Source organism: Alteriqipengyuania halimionae (genome assembly GCF_009827575.1).
Taxonomy (GTDB): domain Bacteria; phylum Pseudomonadota; class Alphaproteobacteria; order Sphingomonadales; family Sphingomonadaceae; genus Alteriqipengyuania_A; species Alteriqipengyuania_A halimionae.
In genome coordinates, this window is record NZ_WTYR01000001.1 from 2,152,530 (window position 1) to 2,170,076 (window position 17,547).

At 63.6% G+C, this 17,547-nt stretch carries 13 protein-coding genes; 8 read left to right on the plus strand and 5 right to left on the minus strand.

Annotated elements, in window-relative coordinates:
• The first annotated feature begins 71 nt into the window (after nt 1-71).
• The 5 genes from GRI68_RS10350 (at nt 72) to GRI68_RS10370 (ending at nt 6,325) form a co-directional block, all read left to right on the plus strand.
• A complete protein-coding gene (locus tag GRI68_RS10350; RefSeq protein ID WP_234028776.1) occupies nt 72-1,367 on the plus strand; it encodes an efflux RND transporter periplasmic adaptor subunit in 1,296 nt (431 codons plus the stop codon).
• A gap of 17 nt (nt 1,368-1,384) precedes the next feature.
• The gene (locus tag GRI68_RS10355; protein ID WP_160617172.1) at nt 1,385-2,065 is read left to right on the plus strand and encodes an ABC transporter ATP-binding protein; all 681 of its coding nucleotides are present in this window, start codon (nt 1,385-1,387) and stop codon (nt 2,063-2,065) included.
• 13 nt (nt 2,066-2,078) lie between these two features.
• On the plus strand, nt 2,079-4,511 hold the full coding sequence (locus GRI68_RS10360; RefSeq protein WP_160617173.1) for an ABC transporter permease: 2,433 nt from the start codon (nt 2,079-2,081) through the stop codon (nt 4,509-4,511).
• Entirely contained in the window at nt 4,504-5,769 is a 1,266-nt protein-coding gene (locus tag GRI68_RS10365; RefSeq protein ID WP_199799748.1) for a TolC family outer membrane protein, read from the plus strand. Before GRI68_RS10360 ends, GRI68_RS10365 begins: the two co-directional genes overlap by 8 nt.
• An 85-nt stretch (nt 5,770-5,854) precedes the next feature.
• Nucleotides 5,855-6,325, plus strand: a complete 471-nt coding sequence (locus GRI68_RS10370; protein WP_160617174.1) for a PilZ domain-containing protein — start codon at nt 5,855-5,857, stop codon at nt 6,323-6,325.
• 6 nt (nt 6,326-6,331) lie between these two features.
• Here the strand turns inward: GRI68_RS10370 and GRI68_RS10375 are convergent, their stop codons facing one another.
• Entirely contained in the window at nt 6,332-7,492 is a 1,161-nt protein-coding gene (locus GRI68_RS10375; protein WP_160617175.1) for an alpha-hydroxy-acid oxidizing protein, read from the minus strand.
• Between the two features lie 201 nt (nt 7,493-7,693).
• Here GRI68_RS10375 and GRI68_RS10380 point away from each other — a divergent pair, with 201 nt between their 5' ends.
• The 3 genes from GRI68_RS10380 to GRI68_RS10390 all read left to right on the plus strand — a co-directional run bounded on the left by GRI68_RS10380 (nt 7,694) and on the right by GRI68_RS10390 (nt 11,661).
• Complete coding sequence (locus tag GRI68_RS10380) at nt 7,694-8,344, plus strand: TetR/AcrR family transcriptional regulator (protein WP_160617176.1); 651 nt, start codon at nt 7,694-7,696, stop codon at nt 8,342-8,344.
• Nucleotides 8,345-8,438: 94 nt separating this feature from the next.
• Nucleotides 8,439-10,739, plus strand: a complete 2,301-nt coding sequence (locus GRI68_RS10385; RefSeq protein ID WP_199799749.1) for a TonB-dependent receptor — start codon at nt 8,439-8,441, stop codon at nt 10,737-10,739.
• Between the two features lie 16 nt (nt 10,740-10,755).
• Complete coding sequence (locus GRI68_RS10390) at nt 10,756-11,661, plus strand: MBL fold metallo-hydrolase (RefSeq protein WP_160617177.1); 906 nt, start codon at nt 10,756-10,758, stop codon at nt 11,659-11,661.
• A gap of 13 nt (nt 11,662-11,674) precedes the next feature.
• On the opposite strand, the gene GRI68_RS10395 is transcribed toward GRI68_RS10390, so the two are convergent.
• The 4 genes from GRI68_RS10395 to GRI68_RS10410 form a co-directional block, all read right to left on the minus strand.
• Nucleotides 11,675-12,688 (minus strand): NADPH:quinone oxidoreductase family protein, encoded by a 1,014-nt coding sequence (locus GRI68_RS10395; protein ID WP_234028777.1) that lies wholly within the window; start codon nt 12,686-12,688, stop codon nt 11,675-11,677.
• Entirely contained in the window at nt 12,660-14,600 is a 1,941-nt protein-coding gene (locus GRI68_RS10400) for a flavin-containing monooxygenase (RefSeq protein ID WP_160617178.1), read from the minus strand. The genes GRI68_RS10395 and GRI68_RS10400 overlap by 29 nt, the downstream gene beginning before the upstream one ends.
• 63 nt (nt 14,601-14,663) lie before the next feature.
• The gene (locus GRI68_RS10405; RefSeq protein WP_160617179.1) at nt 14,664-16,289 is read right to left on the minus strand and encodes an AMP-binding protein; all 1,626 of its coding nucleotides are present in this window, start codon (nt 16,287-16,289) and stop codon (nt 14,664-14,666) included.
• 10 nt (nt 16,290-16,299) lie between these two features.
• A complete protein-coding gene (locus GRI68_RS10410) occupies nt 16,300-17,478 on the minus strand; it encodes an iron-containing alcohol dehydrogenase (RefSeq protein ID WP_160617180.1) in 1,179 nt (392 codons plus the stop codon).
• Nucleotides 17,479-17,547 lie beyond the last annotated feature (69 nt).

A 17,547-nucleotide genomic window follows, 5' to 3' on the forward strand; every position in this document is an offset into this window, starting at 1 on the left:
CGAGCAATGCTGGAATCTCTTTTGATCATAGTGACTTAGGTCTTTCAGCCCTGTTCGGCGATACTGGTTGCATGATGACGCACACAGCCGAACAGTCCAACACTTTGTCTTCGCCCGCGCCCGGCGCCGCGATGGATCGCAAGGTCAAGAAAAAGCGCACGCCATGGTGGCGCGACAAGCGCTTCCTGATTGCGATAGCAGTGGTCGCGATCGCCGTGCTCGGATGGCGCGCCATGCCCGCAAGCGGATCGACCGACGTCGATACGGACGAGATCCAGATCGCCGAAGTGACGCGTGCCGCGTTCGACGACTACCTCCCCGTCCGCGCCAGTGTCGTGCCCGCAACGACCACGCTCGTCGGCGTCATGAGTGGCGGGCAGGTCGAGGAGCTGCTCGTGCAGGATGGCGCGCTGGTGACCAAGGGCCAGCCGCTTACCCGGCTTGCCAATCCCGACCTCGAACTGACCGTGCTCAGCCAGGAAGCCCAGATCGCCAGCCAGCTCGGCGGGGTGGCGGGCGAGAATCTCGGTATCCAGCGGTCAAGAGTCGATCGCGCCGGACAGGTCGCCGCAGCCGAATACGATCTGATCCGCGCGCGGCGCGATCTCGATATTCGCCGCCAGCTGCACGAGAAGGGCTTCGTCTCCGACGCCGGGGTGAAGAGCTATCAGGAAGAGGTCGACTACCAGACCCAGCGCCTCGCCCAGCTGCGAAGGGGCCGTGCTGCCGAAGCCGGGATCACCGCGACGCAGGGCGAGATGCTCGATGCCACCCGCGCGCGCTTGCAGAACAATCTCGCCGCCGTGCGCGGCAGCCTGGATGCGCTGACGATCCGCGCGCCGATGGCGGGCCGCCTGACCAATTTCGAACTCCAGCCGGGCCAGACGCTCGCGCCGGGCGACCCGGCCGGACAGGTCGACAGCGAAGGCGCCTGGAAGCTCGAGGCGGAGGTCGACGAGTATTACCTCGGCCGGGTCGAGCTTGGCCAGAAAGCACGCACTCCGGACGGTGCGACACTGACCGTATCCAAGGTTCTGCCGACCGTGAAGGACGGGCGCTTCCGCGTCGAACTGACCTTTGAGACCATGCCGAAGCAGGATCTCAATCGCGGGCAGACGCTCGACGTTCGGATCACGCTCGGCGCGTCGAAGCCGGCGCTGATCGCCCCGACCGGCGGCTGGCTGACCGAAGGTGGCTCGTCGGTCTTCGTGATCGATCCCGATGGCAAGCATGCACGCCGGGTGAGCGTGACAATCGGTCGCCGCAATCCGCGCCAGGCCGAAATCCTGTCGGGCCTCGAGCCGGGCCAGCGCATCATCACCAGCAATCTCGCCCGGGTGAAGGGCGACACCATCAATCTTCGCTGAACAGAGGAAACCCTTCCATGATCAAGCTCGAAAACATCCAGCGCCGCTATGCTTCGGACGAGGTCGAAACGACCGCCCTCGTCGATATCGATCTCGAAGTCGCCGAAGGCGAATTCCTCGCCATCATGGGGCCTTCGGGCTGCGGCAAGTCCACCCTGCTCAACACGCTGGGGACGATCGACCGGCCGACATCGGGCCATTACTGGTTCGGCGAGGACGATCTCGCCGCGATGGACGAGAAGGCGCTGGCGAAGTTCCGCGCCGCGCAGCTGGGCTTCGTGTTCCAGAGCTTCAACCTGATCGACGAACTGACGATCGAGGAAAATGTCGCACTCGGCCTCGCCTATCGCAACGACGTGACCGGCAACAAGGCCGAGCGGGTCGCTGCCGCGATGGACACCGTCGGCATAGCGCACCGCGCACGCCACTTCCCCCATCAGCTATCGGGCGGCCAGCAACAGCGCGCCGCGATCGCCCGCGCCATCGTGGGCCAGCCCAAGCTGATCCTGGCGGACGAGCCGACCGGCAATCTCGACACCGCCAATGGCGAGCAGGTGATGAACATCCTCACCGCGCTCAACGACAGCGGCGCCACCATCGTGATGGTCACCCACTCCCCCAGCCACGCCGACATGGCGAAGCGCCGGATCGACATGCTCGACGGCCGCATCGTCGCCAGCGCCATGCGCGCAATCTGAGGAGGCTGGCAAGATGAATCGTTTCGCCCTGCTCTCGCTCTATCGCTCGCTCACCCGGCATAAGCTCTACGCCGCGCTCAATATCGGTGGGCTGGCCATCGGCATCGCCGTGTTCATCGTGCTCGGACTCTATGTCCGGTTCGAGACGAGCTATGAAACTTGGCTGCCGGATTACGATAAGGTCTATCTCGTGCAATCGGAGTGGAAGGATGAAACCAGCCCGCTCCAGGGCGCAAACCCCTATACCATGGGTGGACTGTTGGACGAGCTCAGGGAAGATTTCCCCGGTATCGTCGGCACCCGTATCCTGGGCGGTGAGGAAGGTGGCATCGTCCAGCGCAAAAACAATGCCGTGACCGAGGATGTCGCGATGGTCGATCCTTCCTTCTTCGAGGTTTTCGATCTGCCGATGGCACAGGGGAGCGGAAGCGAGAGCCTTGCCGATCCGAACAATGTCTTCATCAGTGAAAGCGCCGCGCGACGCTATTTCGGAGATAAGGATCCGATCGGGCAAACTCTAACCATCTCGACTTACATGACGACGGCTTACCGCGTCGCTGGCGTGTTCGAGGATTTGCCTGCCAACAGCGACTTCAGGATCTCGATCCTGATACCGCTGCTGGACAATATGGACGAATTCAATCCGTATTGGCGGAACTGGGGCAGCGCGAGCCTGCAAACCTTTCTGCGCTTTCCGGATGCGGCGGCGGCGCAAAGGTTCGACGCAGCGATGCCGGAGTTCATCGACCGTCGCGGGCGGGCAAATTTCGGAGAGAACGGGTCGGATATAATGAACTTGCGCCTCTTGCCGCTGGCCGACGCGCATCTCGAGCCCGAAGGCGCGGCCAGTGCGAGTGCCAAGACGACGCTGGTTACACTTGGACTGGTGGGCGTGTTCACGCTGCTCATAGCGTTGATCAATTATATCAATCTCGCCACAGCTCGCGCCGGTCTTCGGGCACGTGAAGTGGCAATGCGCAAGGTCTTGGGAGGAGACCGAGCGGCAATCATGCGCCAGTTCCTTGCCGAGGCGATCCTGACTGTCGCTGTCGCATCTCTGCTCGGATTGATCCTGGCCGAACTCGGCCTGCCACTGGTCAATGCCGCTGGCGGTCTCTCGCTCGCAATTCCTTATGGTGTCGTGGTCCCCACGCTCGTTGTGCTGACGATCGTGGTAGGGGTCTTAGCCGGTCTTTACCCCGCGCTTGTCCTTTCCGCCTTTCGTCCGGCGGCAGTGCTTGCGTCCTCGCGCTCGCCTGGCGGCGGCCGTGCCGGCGCGCGCGTGCGCGAAGGGCTGGTGGTTTTGCAGTTCGGCCTCGCCACAGCATTCCTGATTGGGGCCGCCGTGCTCTTGGCGCAGACGCGCCACGTCCGCGCGACAGACGTCGGTTTTCAACGAGAAGGACTGATGGCGGTCCTGTCCCTCCGGGACAGCCAGATCGATGCGCTGCAGAAACGCGCATTCATGACCGAAGTTCGGGCGCTGCCACAGGTCTCGCAAGCGGCACTTGCAAACGCGGTGGTCGGCGGCAGCGGCGATCGCAATGCAACCAACGTGGAGCTTCCCGGAGTAGAAGGGTCGGGACCAAGCCTCATGTGGGAGCAGGTTGGCCCGCATTATTTCGATGCCTACGGTACCCGGCTGCTCGCAGGGCGGCTGTTTGATGCCAAGCGACAGGTCGACGATAGCAGCGATCGTTCGTGGGCATCGGGTGTCAATATCCTGATCAATCGAGAGGCCCTCTCAACCCTCGGTTTTGCCACACCGCAGGAAGCTGTTGGCAAGACAGTGGGCCTGGGCAATCCCAAGACGATCATCGGCGTGGTCGAGAACATGGATTTCTCCGGACCGCGCGACCCGATCGGGCCGACATTTTACGTCTTTGTCACAGACCCCGCGGCATCGCTGGAGACTACTGTGGCGTCGATCCGTTTCGAGGGTGATCCGCGTGCTTTGCACGATACTCTCGCCGACATCTGGCGGCGGCTGATCCCGCAGGTCCCTTTCGACGGGCAAACCGCCGATCAACGGCTCACGCAATTTTACGAGGATGATGACAGGACGATGCGCCTGTTCGCCATCGGCGCGGGACTTGCGGTGCTGATCGGGATCGTCGGGCTGTGGGGTCTCGCTTCCTTCAACACCGCGCGGCGGACCAAGGAGATCGGCATACGCAAGTCGCTCGGTGCATCGGCGCGCGATATCGTCAAGCTGCTGGTCGGCCAGTTCATGCGGCCCGTGGTGCTTGCGAACCTGATCGCCTGGCCATTGGCCTATTACGCGATGCGCACCTGGCTGGCGGGTTTCGACGATCGGATTGCGCTGTCGCCACTCTACTTCATCGGCGCCAGCCTCCTTGCCATCGCGATCGCGGTGCTGACGGTGCTGGGCCAGTCACTCCGCGCGAGCCGCACCGCTCCGGCATGGGCGCTGCGCCATGACTAGGGGCGTCGCGATCAAGGCCGCCCTGCTTGCCGGGGCGTTACTGTTGCACCCATCGCCGGCGCAGGCCGATACGCTGCGCGAGGCAATCGCGGCGGCCTATGCCACCAACCCGACGCTGGCCGAGGCTCGCGCGCGGCAGGAGGCGCGCGAGGAACAGCCCAAACAGGCGCGCTCGCAAGGCCGGCCTACGCTCTCTGCCACCGCCAATGGCGGCTATGACGATCTGGGCTACGGCAGCGCGGGCAGCGCCGATCTGCGCGCGGCCCTGCCGATTTGGACCGGCGGTCGCGTCGAGAGCGCCGTTCGCGCCGCCACCTTCGACGTCGCAGCGGGCGAAGAAAACGTGCGCGACAGCGAGGCAGCAATGCTCGAACGGGTGGTTGCTGCCTATGCGGACCTGCTTTTCGCGCAGGAAGCGGTCGAGGTCGCACGGATCGGGATCGGGCGGCTCGACCGGCAGGTCGACGAGGCCCAATCGCGCTTCGACATGGGCGAAGCGACCCGGACCGATGTCGCGCAGCTCGAAGCGCAGCGATCGAGCGTCGTGGCCAATCTTGCAGATGCCGAAGCCGCGCTCGCGAGCGCGCGGGCGGGATACCGCGCGGTGGTGGGCCAAGAGCCGGACGAGCTTGCCGCCAATGTGCCGCCGCCATCGCTCCTGCCTGTCGATCTAGCGTCTGCCCGGACCTCTGCCGAAACGGCAAATCCGCGTCTGCTCGAAAGGCTCCGCATCGCCGATGCGTCCGATGCCCGGATCGATCGTGCCCGCGCGGAGGGAGCCCCGAGCGTCGACCTGGCCGGGGCCTATGGGCGTGGCCTGCGCGAGACCGGCGGAGATTTCCGCGGCTATGACAGTGCCGCCAGCGTCGGCCTGACCCTGCGCATTCCACTGCTCAGCGGCGGGCTGGTCGCCTCGCAAGTGCGCGAAGCCGAAGCGACGTCCCGTGCCGATCGCTATGCCGTCGAGGCCGCTGCGCGCGAGACCTTGCGCGCGGTCGATACCGCATGGGCCGCGCTTCAGGCGGCCGGGCGGCGCGAGCAGGCGAGTGTGGATGGGCTCCGCGCGGCGCAACTGGCGCTCGACGGGGTGCGGGCGGAATACGAGTTCGGCCTGCGCTCGACGATCGACATTTTGCTGGCCGAACAGAGCTATCGCAGCGCCCAACTCGCGCTTGCCCGTGCACGCAGCGACCTGCTGATTGCGGAAGCCGCACTGCTCCGCGCCACCGGACAGCTCGATCGCAATGCGTATTTCTAGCCCGGTCCAATCGGCTCCGATCTGCAACGCGCTTGACCGATGTGCCGCTCCGGACATAGCTTCGCGTTGCGGAGGAGCCGGACGGATGGCTGGGGAAGGTTTCGAAATCAGGGACGGGAAGGTCTGGGCGCTCGACGCCGAGGGAAGCGCGCCCATCGCGCTGGGACCGGAGGACAGCGTGATCGATGCGATGCGCGTATTCCTCATGCAGGTTCGCAGGACTCCGGCCCCCAGTTCCATCGAGCCGCCGATCGGGCGCCGCGTACTGATCGAACGCCGCGAAGAGCGCTATGCGATCGTGATCTCGGGCCGCGTGATCGCGCGCAACAGTTCGGGCGAAGTCACCATTCGCAACCTTTCCGAGCAGGGGTGCAGGTTCGAGCCCAAGCTCGGTTCGCTTACGCCCGGGCAACCGATATCGCTGAGGATCGGGCCGGTCGGGCCGATGACCGGGCAGGTCAAATGGTGCGACGAAAGCCATGTCGGGGTCGAGTTCGATTCCCCGCTATACCCCTCTGTGCTCACCCATATTCGCGAGCATTTCGCCGGGCGGTAATCGCGTTCAGGTCCTCTCGGCGCCCGCAGCACGGACGGCAGCGAGATCGGGATACCCATTGACCGCCATCAGCAAGTCGGCCTCGGCGAGGATCGAGTGGAGCACATGCGTGGCCCCCTCCGCGCCGCCGATGGCAAGACCATAGGTATAGGGCCGACCGACGCCGACCGCCGTCGCGCCCAACGCGATTGCCTTGATCACGTCGCTGCCCGAGCGGATGCCGCTGTCGAACAGGACCGGCGTATCGCCCGCGCCTTCGACCACGGCGGGCAGCATGTCGATCGCGGCAATCCCGCCATTGGCCTGGCGGCCGCCATGGTTGGAGCAGTAGATCGCATCGACCCCGAGATCGACGGCCTTGCGGGCGTCGTCGCCATGACCGATTCCTTTCAGGACGATCGGCAGGTCGGTCAGTTCGCGGAACCACGCGATATCGTCCCAGGTCAGCACCTTGCCGAAGGTCGCCGCCCAAGTCGCCACGGCGGCGGGAACGTCCTCCTCCGGCGGGCGATCGAGCAGGCTGCGGAAGACCGGATCGCTGAAATAGTTCTCCAGCACCTTGCCGCGCAATTGCGGGAAATTGGCGGTATTGAGATCGCGCGGACGCCAGCCGGTCACCCAGGTGTCGAGCGTGATCACGAGCGCGCGATACCCTGCCTTCTCGGCCCGACCGATCAGGCTCGCAGCCAGATCCTCGTTCTTCGGCGTGTAGAGCTGGAAGAACGCGGGCGTGTCGCCCGTTTCCTCGGCCACTTGCTCCAGCGGCGTGTTCGAGAGTGTCGAAGCGCAGAACGGAACCCCCGTCATTGCCGACGCACGAGCGGCGGCGACATCGCCCTTGCGATCCTGCGCCGCTTCGCCGTTGACCCCGATCGGGGCCATGAAGACGGGCGAATGATAGCGCGTCCCGAACAGCTCGACCGACAGATCCCGCGTCGTGCAATCGACTAGCATGCGCGGAACCATGCCCCAGTGATGAAATGCCTCGGCGTTGCGATCCTGGGTATGTTCGTCCCCGCACCCGCCCTGCACGTAGTTGAGCATGGAGGGTGACAAGGCTTTCGCAGCACGCTCCTGAAGGCTTGCGAAATCGACCGGATAATCGGGCAGAATGCCGCTGAGCCCGGCATTGTAGATCGCGTTCTGCATGTCTCCGAAATGACCCATGGCTCTCTCCCCCTGATGTAACTTTCGAAAAGCATCGATACCGGTCGAAGGACTACATCAATCACCCGGTGCTACCAACACCGTAAAAAAACTACTGGCCAGTAGATGGTTTCTTTGCCATGATCGTGAGAACGGTGGAGCAAATACCGCCGAGCAGGAGAGAGAATTGCTAGGACGCCACTTATCGGCGATGGTGCAGCCATGTCAGCTGTAGCCAGGAAAACGCGCGACGATGCGCCGTCAGGTAATGCGTCCCTCAAAAGCGAATTCGTCGCCTTCAAGACCAATCGCATCGTCGAGGTCGCCAGCCATCTTTTCTACGAGCGCGGCTACTCGAGCTGTACGCTCGACAATGTTGCCGACAAGCTCGGCGTGACGAAGCCGTTTCTCTATTCCTACTTCAAGAACAAGGAAGCCATCCTCGCCGCGATCTGCGAAGTCGGCATCAGCGAATCGCTCGCCGCGCTCGAGGCGACACTCGCCGGCGAGCACCAAGGCTATCGCGAACGGCTGGCCGAGCTGGTGCGACAGGTCGGCCGGATCGTGATCGACCGGCAGGAATATGTCGTCGTCTACCAGCGCGAGATGAAACACCTCAGCGCCACCGACCATGAGCGCATCCTGCGCTTGCGCCATTCCTTCGACCACCAGATTGCCGAGTTGATCCGTGAAGGCGTGGAAGCGGGCGAGTTCCGCGAAGACACCGATTCCTTCGTCGCCGTGTGGATCGGCGGACTGATCAGCTGGATCCCGACCTGGTATTCGCCGGCCGGGCATCGCACCGCAGACGAAGTGATCGACCAACTCGTCGCCGCAGCCCTGAGGCTCGCCGGCGCCGAAAAACCCAAGTAAAAACAGAAAAATAAGAGGCCATAAGGCCCGAATTCCATCGACATATACTGACTAGTAGAAAAAGAGATGGTCAGTATTTTGGGGAGAGTAGAGAATGAAAATGAGCTTCAAGGGCGCGGTATTCGCGTCGACCGCAGTGATTGCGCTGATCCCGGCAGGCCAGGCCTTCGCACAGGACAGTGACGCACCAACCGAAGACCAGGCGGACGAGAACGAGGTCGCTGCCGAGAACAAGGTGGTGATCACCGCCACCAAGACCGGCGTCTCGCTGCAGGACACGGCCGCCGCCATCTCGCTCATCGACTCCTCGTCGATCGGGGCGGGCGGGATCGAGAATGCCGGTGACCTTTCTGCCGAGGTGCCCAATCTCTCGGTCGGCGACCAGTTCGGCGTCAACCGCACCTTCATCCGCGGGATCGGCCTCACCAGCATCGATCTCGGCGCAGACGGCGCGGTCGCGTTTCTCCAGAACGGCGCGATCAACAGCCGGCCCGCGGCCCAGCTCAGCGGGTTCTACGATATCGCCCAGATCGAAGTGCTGCGAGGTCCGCAGGGCACGACTTACGGCCGCGGCGCGACCGGCGGCGTCATCAACATCGTCACCGCTCGTCCGACCGAATATTTCGAAGGCTATGCCCGGGCAAGCTACGGCAATTACAATGCCGTCACGCTCGAAGGTGCGGTCGGCGGACCGATCGCGGGCGACAAGCTGATGTTCCGCGTCGCCGGCAAATACGACCGCCGCGACGGCTACGGTACCAATCTGTTCACCGGCAATCCGATCGACAACCGCGACGCCTACGCCGTGCGCGGCTCGCTCCAGTCGAACATCACCCCCGATCTCGAACTGCTGATCGTGGCCGATCACTTCAAGGAAGACGATTTCAACTACGCCTTCCACTATTTCGGCCCGACCGTGACGCCCGAGGCCCAGCTGCCCGGCCCGCTGCTCGGCGGCGATACGATCAACGACTATTACGCCGCGCGCGGCGAACCGGTGAATTACCGGAACCTCTATTCCGATGAAGACGCGATCAACGATCGCAAGGGCACCAGCGTCACCGGCATACTCACCCTCGACAAGGGCGCTTTCACTGTCACCTCGACCACGGCCTATCGCAAGTTCGAACGGTTCAACCGCGACGATCTCGATGTCAGCGACATCAATGCGTTCGGCCGCAACGACTATACCGAAGACAGCGAATCCTTCAGCCAGGAGGTCAGCTTCACCGCCGATCTCGGCGCGCTCTCCCTGCTGGGCGGCGCGATGTATTTCGAGGAGGATCTGTTCGGCGAAGTCCGCGTGCCCACCGTGAACCAGGCGCAGTATCTCAACCTTCTGCTCGGCACGAACCTGCCACCCGATCTTTACGATGACGGCTTCTACCTCCAGCGCGGCACGGTGAAGACAAAGGCCGTCGGCGTCTACGGCGAAGGCACGATCGAGATCACCCCCGATCTCTCCTTCACCGCCGGCGCGCGCTACAACTGGGAAAAACGGACCGGTCTCGGCCGCTTCTCCTTCGATTCCCAAGGCATCGATATCCCCACCGACAAGAGCGGAGACTGGGACGCAATCACGCCGAAATTCGTGCTCGAATACCAGACCCCCGGCGGCACCCTGCTCTACGGCAAGGTCACCAAGGGCTTCAAATCGGGCGTGGTCAACATCGGCAGCGTCAACGACGTGATCGACCCGGAAAACGTGTGGAGCTACGAGATCGGGGTGCGCGGAGAGACCGCGGATCGCACGTTCGGCTATAGCGCGGCAGCGTTCTACTACGACTACACCAACCTCCAGGTCGGCTACGTCAACGAGAACAGCATCGTCGAAACGATCAACGCCGCTTCGGCCCGCAATTACGGGGTCGAGGTCGAAGCCACGATCCGACCCGAAGAGAACACGACGCTGCGGATCTTCGGTACGTATTTGAACGCGAAATACACCGACTTCTGCAATGGCTACTACGCGGCGGGCGATCCCTCGCGACGCCAGTTCCCGGCATGCGACAGCAATCCCGCCTTGTCGGACCTGTCGGGCAACCGCCTCGCCAATGCGCCGGAATTCACGGTGGCGATCTTCGCCGATCACAGAATCGAACTGGGCGACAACGGATCGATCGACCTCGCGGCCGACCTCAACTTCCAGGACGATGTGTTCTTCACCGAGTTCAACAATCGGGATGCGCAGCAGAGTGCCTTTGCCATGGCCAATGCCAGCATCACCTATCGCTCGCCCGACGACAGCTGGTCGGTTGCGGTATGGGGCAAGAACATCACCGACGAATTCGTTCTGGCCAACACGATCATCGCCGCGCCGCTCTACGGATCGGTTTCGGTAGGTTCGCTGCGCCCGCCGCGGACCTATGGTGTGACGCTCGGCTACGACTTCTGAAGCCGGGAGAGACCTGATGAGCGAAGCTTTCCGCATCGGAAACCTCAAGGTCTATCGCATCGAGGAATGGCAGGGCGGGTTCAGCCCGCCCGAAGGCCTCTTCGCGGAGTTCGAACCCGGAGCGTTTGCCGAGCAGGCGCCCGGGTTCGAACCCGCTTTCGTGCGGGACGGCCTGATCTACGGCTATTTGCAGAGCTGGCTGATCGACACCGGCAGCGAGACGATCCTGGTCGATACCGGAGCCGGCAACGACAAGCAGCGACCGGGCATTCCGATCTTCGGGGAGCTCGACGGGAAGTTCCTCGACAGGCTCGCCGAGGCCGGTTTCGCACCGGAGGATATCGACAAGGTTTTCTGCACCCATCTGCATATCGACCATGTCGGGTGGAACACGCGGCTCGTCGAGGGGAGTTGGAAACCGACCTTTCCCAATGCGACCTATTATTTCCCCACGATCGACGAGGCCGCGTGGAATCCGGAGAAATCGCGGTACCGCACCCTCGCCGGGGCGGAGGTCAACGCCAACGTCTTCGAAGACAGCGTAGCCCCGATCATCGAGGCCGGGCTGGCAAAACTGATCGAAACCGGAGACTCGATCGCCAAAGGCATGCAGGCGTTCGATTCTCCGGGCCACACGCCCGGCCACATGGTTCTCCAGGTGGAAGACAGTGGGGAAGTGGCGTTCTTTACCGGCGACATCCTGCACCATCCGATGCAGGTCCTGCGGCCCGACTGGAACAGTGTCTATTGCGAGGATCGCGAGGTTGCGGCCGCAACGCGGCGCGGGATTCTTGACCGGGCTGCCGCGCTAGGCGCACGGATCGTGCCGGCCCATTTCGGGGCGCCGCATTCGGTATTCGTCGAACGGCACGAGGACGGATTTCGGCCCGTCTACCCTCCGCACGCGACCAGGACGAACTGAGGGCCAAATTCCCTCAGGGCGTGACGACGACCTTGCCGAGGCGATCGGATGCGGAGACGCAACTGATCGCCTCGCGTACATCCTCCAGCGCGAAGACATCTGCGATCGGCGGATCGATCCGCCCCGACTGCCCCATGGCCAGCACGATCGCCAGGATCTCGCGCACCCGCGCAGGATCGCTTTCCGACAGGTAGCGCGCATCGACTCCGACGAGCTCGCCCGATTTGAGCAGCGGGAGGTTTGCCGGAAGGCTGGGGATGCCATCACCCGAAGCGAAGCCGACGACAAGATGCCGGCCGCGTTTCGCCAACGAGCGGAAAGACGGTTCAAATAGGGCACCGCCAACCGGATCGAACACTCGATCGACCCCGGCGGGAAACGCTGCCTTCAACGCCTCGCGCCAATTCTCGTCGCGATAATCGATGACCAGCGACGCACCGAGCGCCGCCACCATGGCGCGCTTTTCGTCCGACGAGGCAAGACCGACGACTTCGGCCGCAGACGCGCTCGCCAGTTGCACCGCAGCCGAACCGACTCCGCCCGATGCGCCGGTCACGAGCACGCTCTGCCCCGGCCTGAGAGCGCCCCGATCGAAGAGGCCGTAATAGGCGGTAAGATAATCGAGCAGCAGCGCCGACGCCTTGATCGGCTTCAGACCGTCCGGCACGGGCACCGCACGGTCGGCCGCGACCACTGCCGTTTCGGCCAGACCGCCGCCGAACTGCCAGCACGCAATGCGCTGCCCCGGCACGAAGGAGGACACGCCCTCGCCCACCTCTTCGATAATACCGACGATCTCGCCGCCCGGCACGAACGGCACCGGCGGCTTGACCTGATAGAGGCCGCGCATGACCAGCGGGTCGACGAAGCCGAGCGCGGTGGCCTCGACGGCAACGCGCAGCTCGTCCGGCCCCGGGCACGGTTCTGGCACTTCGCGAAGCGTGAAATCCGCGATGCGGCCCAGCGTCTCGCAGCAATAGGCGCGCATCGCAGTCAGGTCAGCCCGCCGAGGCTTCCGCCCCGTCATAGGTCAGGTCGTTCTCGTCGGGCTTGCGCGTCATCCGCCAGAAGGCGTCGTTGCGCCACGGGGTGATCGCGATCACGCGGCCCTTCGAATTGCGATACCAGTTCTCGGTGCCCGGATGGGTCCAGACCAGCTTGTCGTGCGCCTCGTCGATCCGGCGCAGATAGTCCTCGTACACATTGTCGCGTACCTCGACGGTCTGCGCGCCGTGTTCGCTCGCCGAGAGGACGACTTCGCCGGCGAAGTGCATCTGGTTCTCGATGTTGCGGATCATGCTGCCGCCATGGCCCGAACCGACATTGGGGCCGAGCAGAATGAAGAAATTAGGGAAGCCGGGCACCAGCGTGCCGAGATAGGCCGCGGCATCGTCCTTACCCCATTTCTCGCGCAGCACCGCGCCATCGCGGCCGATAATGTCGTACGAGCCGAGCACATTCGTCGTCTGGAAGCCGGTCGCAAGGATGATCACGTCGGCCTCGACCGTTTCTCCGGTGGAGGAATGCAGCGTATTCCCATCAACCCTGGCGAGGTGTTCGGGGATCAGCGTGACATTGTCTTTCTTGATCGTCCGGTACCATCCGTTGTCGAGCAGCATGCGCTTCGCGAAGGGCGGATAATCGGGCAGCACGTGCTCGATCAGGTCGGGCCGGTCATCCAGCTCTTCCTTCACGTAGCGGGTGAAGGCGCGGCGATGGCCGTCGTTGATCTCGTTGACCGCACGGTCGGGATGTTCCCATTCGGGATCGCGGAACAGCGTGCCGTGAACGCGGTCGTTGAACGTCCAGGAAAGGCGCTGTTCGGACCATGCACGGTAAAGCGGCACGACCTGCATCAGATAGCGCACGCCCCCCGGAATGGTCTTGCGGAACTGCGGAAACGGCGCGGCCCATTGTTTGGAACGCGCGAAGATCGTCATGCTGTCGACTTCGTCGGCGATCGCCGGGGCGACCTGCATGCCGGAAGCGCCATTGCCGATCACCGCGACGCGCTTGCCCGTAACGTCGGCATCATCGGGCCAGCGGCTGGTGTGATAGACGTCGCCCGCGAAATCCTCGAGCCCGGGAATGGTGGGATATTTCGGGATGTTGAGGAGCCCGACCGCGCTGAACAGGTAATCGGCGCTGTGCGTTTCGCGCTCGCCTTCGGGCGTGGTGATGGTGACATCCCATTTGCCCGTGGCATCGTTCCAGCGCGCTTCCTCGACATGGGTGTTGAAGCGCGCGTTTTCGTAAAGCTCGAAGTGCTTCGCGGTGTCGAGCAGGTACGCCTCGATCTCGTCGCGAAGCGGGAAATACATCGACCAGTCATTGGGCCGGCAGGAGAAGGTGTAGGTGAGCGCGGGCGTATCGACCCCGCAGCCCGGATATTTGTTTTCGAACCAGGTTCCGCCGAAATCCTCGTTCTTTTCGAACAGCGTGTAGGGGACGCCGAGCTTGCCCAGCTCAATCCCGGCGCAGATGCCGGACACACCGCCGCCGATCACGATCGCGGTCTTGCCATCGGACACCGCATCGTCCGCCGGCATTTCGGCCCCGTAATCCATGCCCGAGGCGATGATGTCGCCATATTCTTCGGGGACGGGTTCGGTCATCGCGACGGTCAGCATTTCGGCAAGCCGGGCGTTGCTCGGGCGAGGGATCGCGAGCGATGCGCCTTGGAGCCAGTCGGTGATCGCCTCGCACGCCGCCTCGCGGATTTCATGCTGCACGGCCTCGGGCAGCTGGCCGCTGTCATTGTCGTCGAGTCCGGGCGAGCGGTCCGGCGCATAGGGCTTTTCGAGCCAGCGCTCCTCGCCGGTCATCTGATAGAGCACCATCAGCAGCGCCGGGATGTTGGCCTTTGCGATACCGTCTTCCAGAAGGTCCTGGTCGACGTCGGCAGCTGGTATCGGGCGGTTTTCGAACGGGTTCGTCATTGCGTGCTAGGTCCTGCTTGGTTCGGGCAGGTTGGCCCTGCCTCTCGATGGATTCGGGACTTTTCAGGTGCTGAAATTCTCGCGCTTGACGCGGAGGCCGGCGGCTTCCCGGTCCCAGGTGTCGTCGGTGATCCCTTCGGCGCGCAGATCGGTCTTCATGACCTTGGCCGAAGGCGTCTTGGGCAGTTCGTCGAGGATGCGGATGTATCGCGGCACCATGAAATAGGGCATGGCCTCGATCAGGAACTCGGCGAGTTCCTTGCAATCGATCGCCTTGCCCGGAACCGGCGCCACGACGATCATCACCTCGTCTTCGGAATATTCGCTCGGCACTGCGATCGCGGCCGCTTCGCGCACGCATGGGTGGCGACAGACATCGGCCTCGACCTCGAAGGAGGAGATGTTCTCTCCGCGACGCCGGATCGCGTCCTTCACCCGGTCGACGAAGTAGAAATAGCCGTCCTCGTCGCGGCGGAAGGCATCGCCGGTATGGAACCAGCCACTGCGCCAGGCCTCGGCGGTCGCTTCGGGATTGCCGTTATATCCGCTGTTCATCGCCCATGGACGATCGGTGCGGACCAGCATTTCGCCGATCTCGCCCACCGGCACCTCGCAGTCGTTTGCATCGACCAGCCGCACATCGACCCCGTCGCGAACCGTGCCGCAGGTGCCGATCCGGTCCGGATTGGCTTCGGACACGATCGGCGAGGATATCTCGGTCATGTTGAAGATGGTGTAGATATCGACGCCGAAGCGCTCGTGGAACGCCTGGGCATCACTGGTCAGCGGCACCATGAAGGCCTTCTTGACCGTGTGGTCCTTGTCGCTCGGCTTCGGATCGGCCTTGAGCAGGAAGGTCGCCATCACGCCCAGCAGAAACACCATGGTCGACTGGGTCGCCTTGGCGATCGACCAGAACTCGTCGGTCGAGAAATTGTCGATCATCGCGACCGAAGCCCCGCGGGCCAGCATCACGAAGGGAGGGCCCATGCCGCCGATATGGAAGATCGGCGCGACGCACATGTAGCGGTCGTTCTCGTCCACCATCGGCCAGGATTCGGGGCCGGCATTGGTGAACATGTGGAGATAGGACGACAGCACGCCTTTGGACGGCCCGGTAGTGCCCGACGTGTAGATGATCGACTGGATGTCCCACGGGTCGATCGGCCGTTCGAGCGGCAAGTCGTCCTCGGAGTCTCCGACCAGGTCGTCATACGCCGTCATCGGCAGCGGAGCGCTCTCGGGCAGCTGGCCGGTCGTGACCACCAACCGCTCGAGCTTCGCCGTGTCCACTTCGGACAGGCGGGGAAGAAGGTCCGGATGCACAAGGAGGATTCGTGCACCCGAATTCGCGATAACATGCCGAAGCAGGTTGCCGCGATACGCGGTGTTGAAGGGAACAAATACCGCGCCCAAATAATTGATCGCGTAAAATGCGATCAGGGCATCGCGCCCGTTGGGAAGCCACATCGCAACGTGCTCTCCCTGACGGACACCCAGTTCACGAAGGCCGGCGGCCTTGGCGCGAACCTTCTTTCGTAATTCGCTGAACGTCCATTCCTCGCCATCGGCGAAAACGACATGCGCTTTGTCGGGCCGCTCGTCCGCCCAGCGGTCGAGCAGATAGCGCAGGACGCATTCGTCGCGGTTGGGAATGCGAGGATCGGTGAAATCGCGCTCTCGTGCCATGATCCGCGCCTCAGGATGCCAGGCGCAGGATCTGCAAGACGTCGTCGGCCGTCTTGACCGGTCGCGGATTGGTCCGGCCCCAGATGTCGAGCAGCGTGTACTCGGAGACCTGCTGGAAGCGATCCTCGCCGACGCCGACCTCCTTCAGCGTGCGCGGCATGCCGAGATTGCGGATGAACGCATCGAGCGCTTCGGCCGCCGTCGGATGCGAATTGCCCAGCACCGCCAGCGTGCGCTGCTGGCGGCTGTCGTCATGCTCGGCATTCCATTGCAGGACATAGGGCGCCATCACGCACGAACAGTAGCCGTGCGGAACGTTGCAGGTGCCGCCGAGGATATGGCCGATCGCATGGCTCGCGCCCATCGGTACCCCGCCAATAATGCTGATCATCGATTGCCAGGCGCCGATCTGGCATTTGAGCCGCGCTTCGAGATCGGTCGGATCGGCCTTTGCGCGAGGGAGGCCTTCGACCAGCAGCTTGAGCGCGCTTTCGGCCAGACCGTCGGCAAAGTCGTTGGACTTGTCAGAGGACAATGTCTCGACCGCATGGTCGACCGAGCGCACCCCGGTGGAAAGCCACAGCCATTCGGGCGTGTGAACCGTGATGGCCGGATCGAGAACCACCATGACCGGGGCCATGTTGCGATGCTCGTAGCCCTGCTTGTGTTCGGTCGCCTCGTCGGTCGCGCCGGACAGGGCGTTGAACTCGCCGCCCGACAGCGTCGTCGGAACGCAGATCACTGGGATGTCCGGCCCGACCTTGATCGGATTGATGACCTCGCCATCGTCGGTCACATAGGTGCGCAGCGGCTCGAAATCCTCGATCGTGCGGACGTCGTGCTTCAACAGCAGGCTGACGATCTTGGCCGCATCGGTGGCCGAGCCGCCGCCGACCGAGACGATCAGATCGGCCCCGGCCTCGCGTGCGGCGTCGGCGGCGGCGAGCACATCGGTACGCGGCGCATGCGGGGCGATGCCGCTGTGGGTGGCGGCGTGGCGCGATCCGAGCGCACATTCGATCTTCGCGATCTCGTCGGTCTCTTCGCGCAAGGTGGTCGACACCAGCAGGAATACCTTGGTGCAGCCCATCGCCTCAGCCTGGTCCAGCAGGGCTTCGCCCGCAGGCATGCCCATCGTGACGCGTTCGGTCCGGGTAAAGCGCAACTCGCTCGGGGTTACATCAGCCATTTGACAATCCTCTCAATCCATTGCCGCCCACTTTTCGCGGGTCGTGCTTGCCGATAGTGCCAGCCAAAG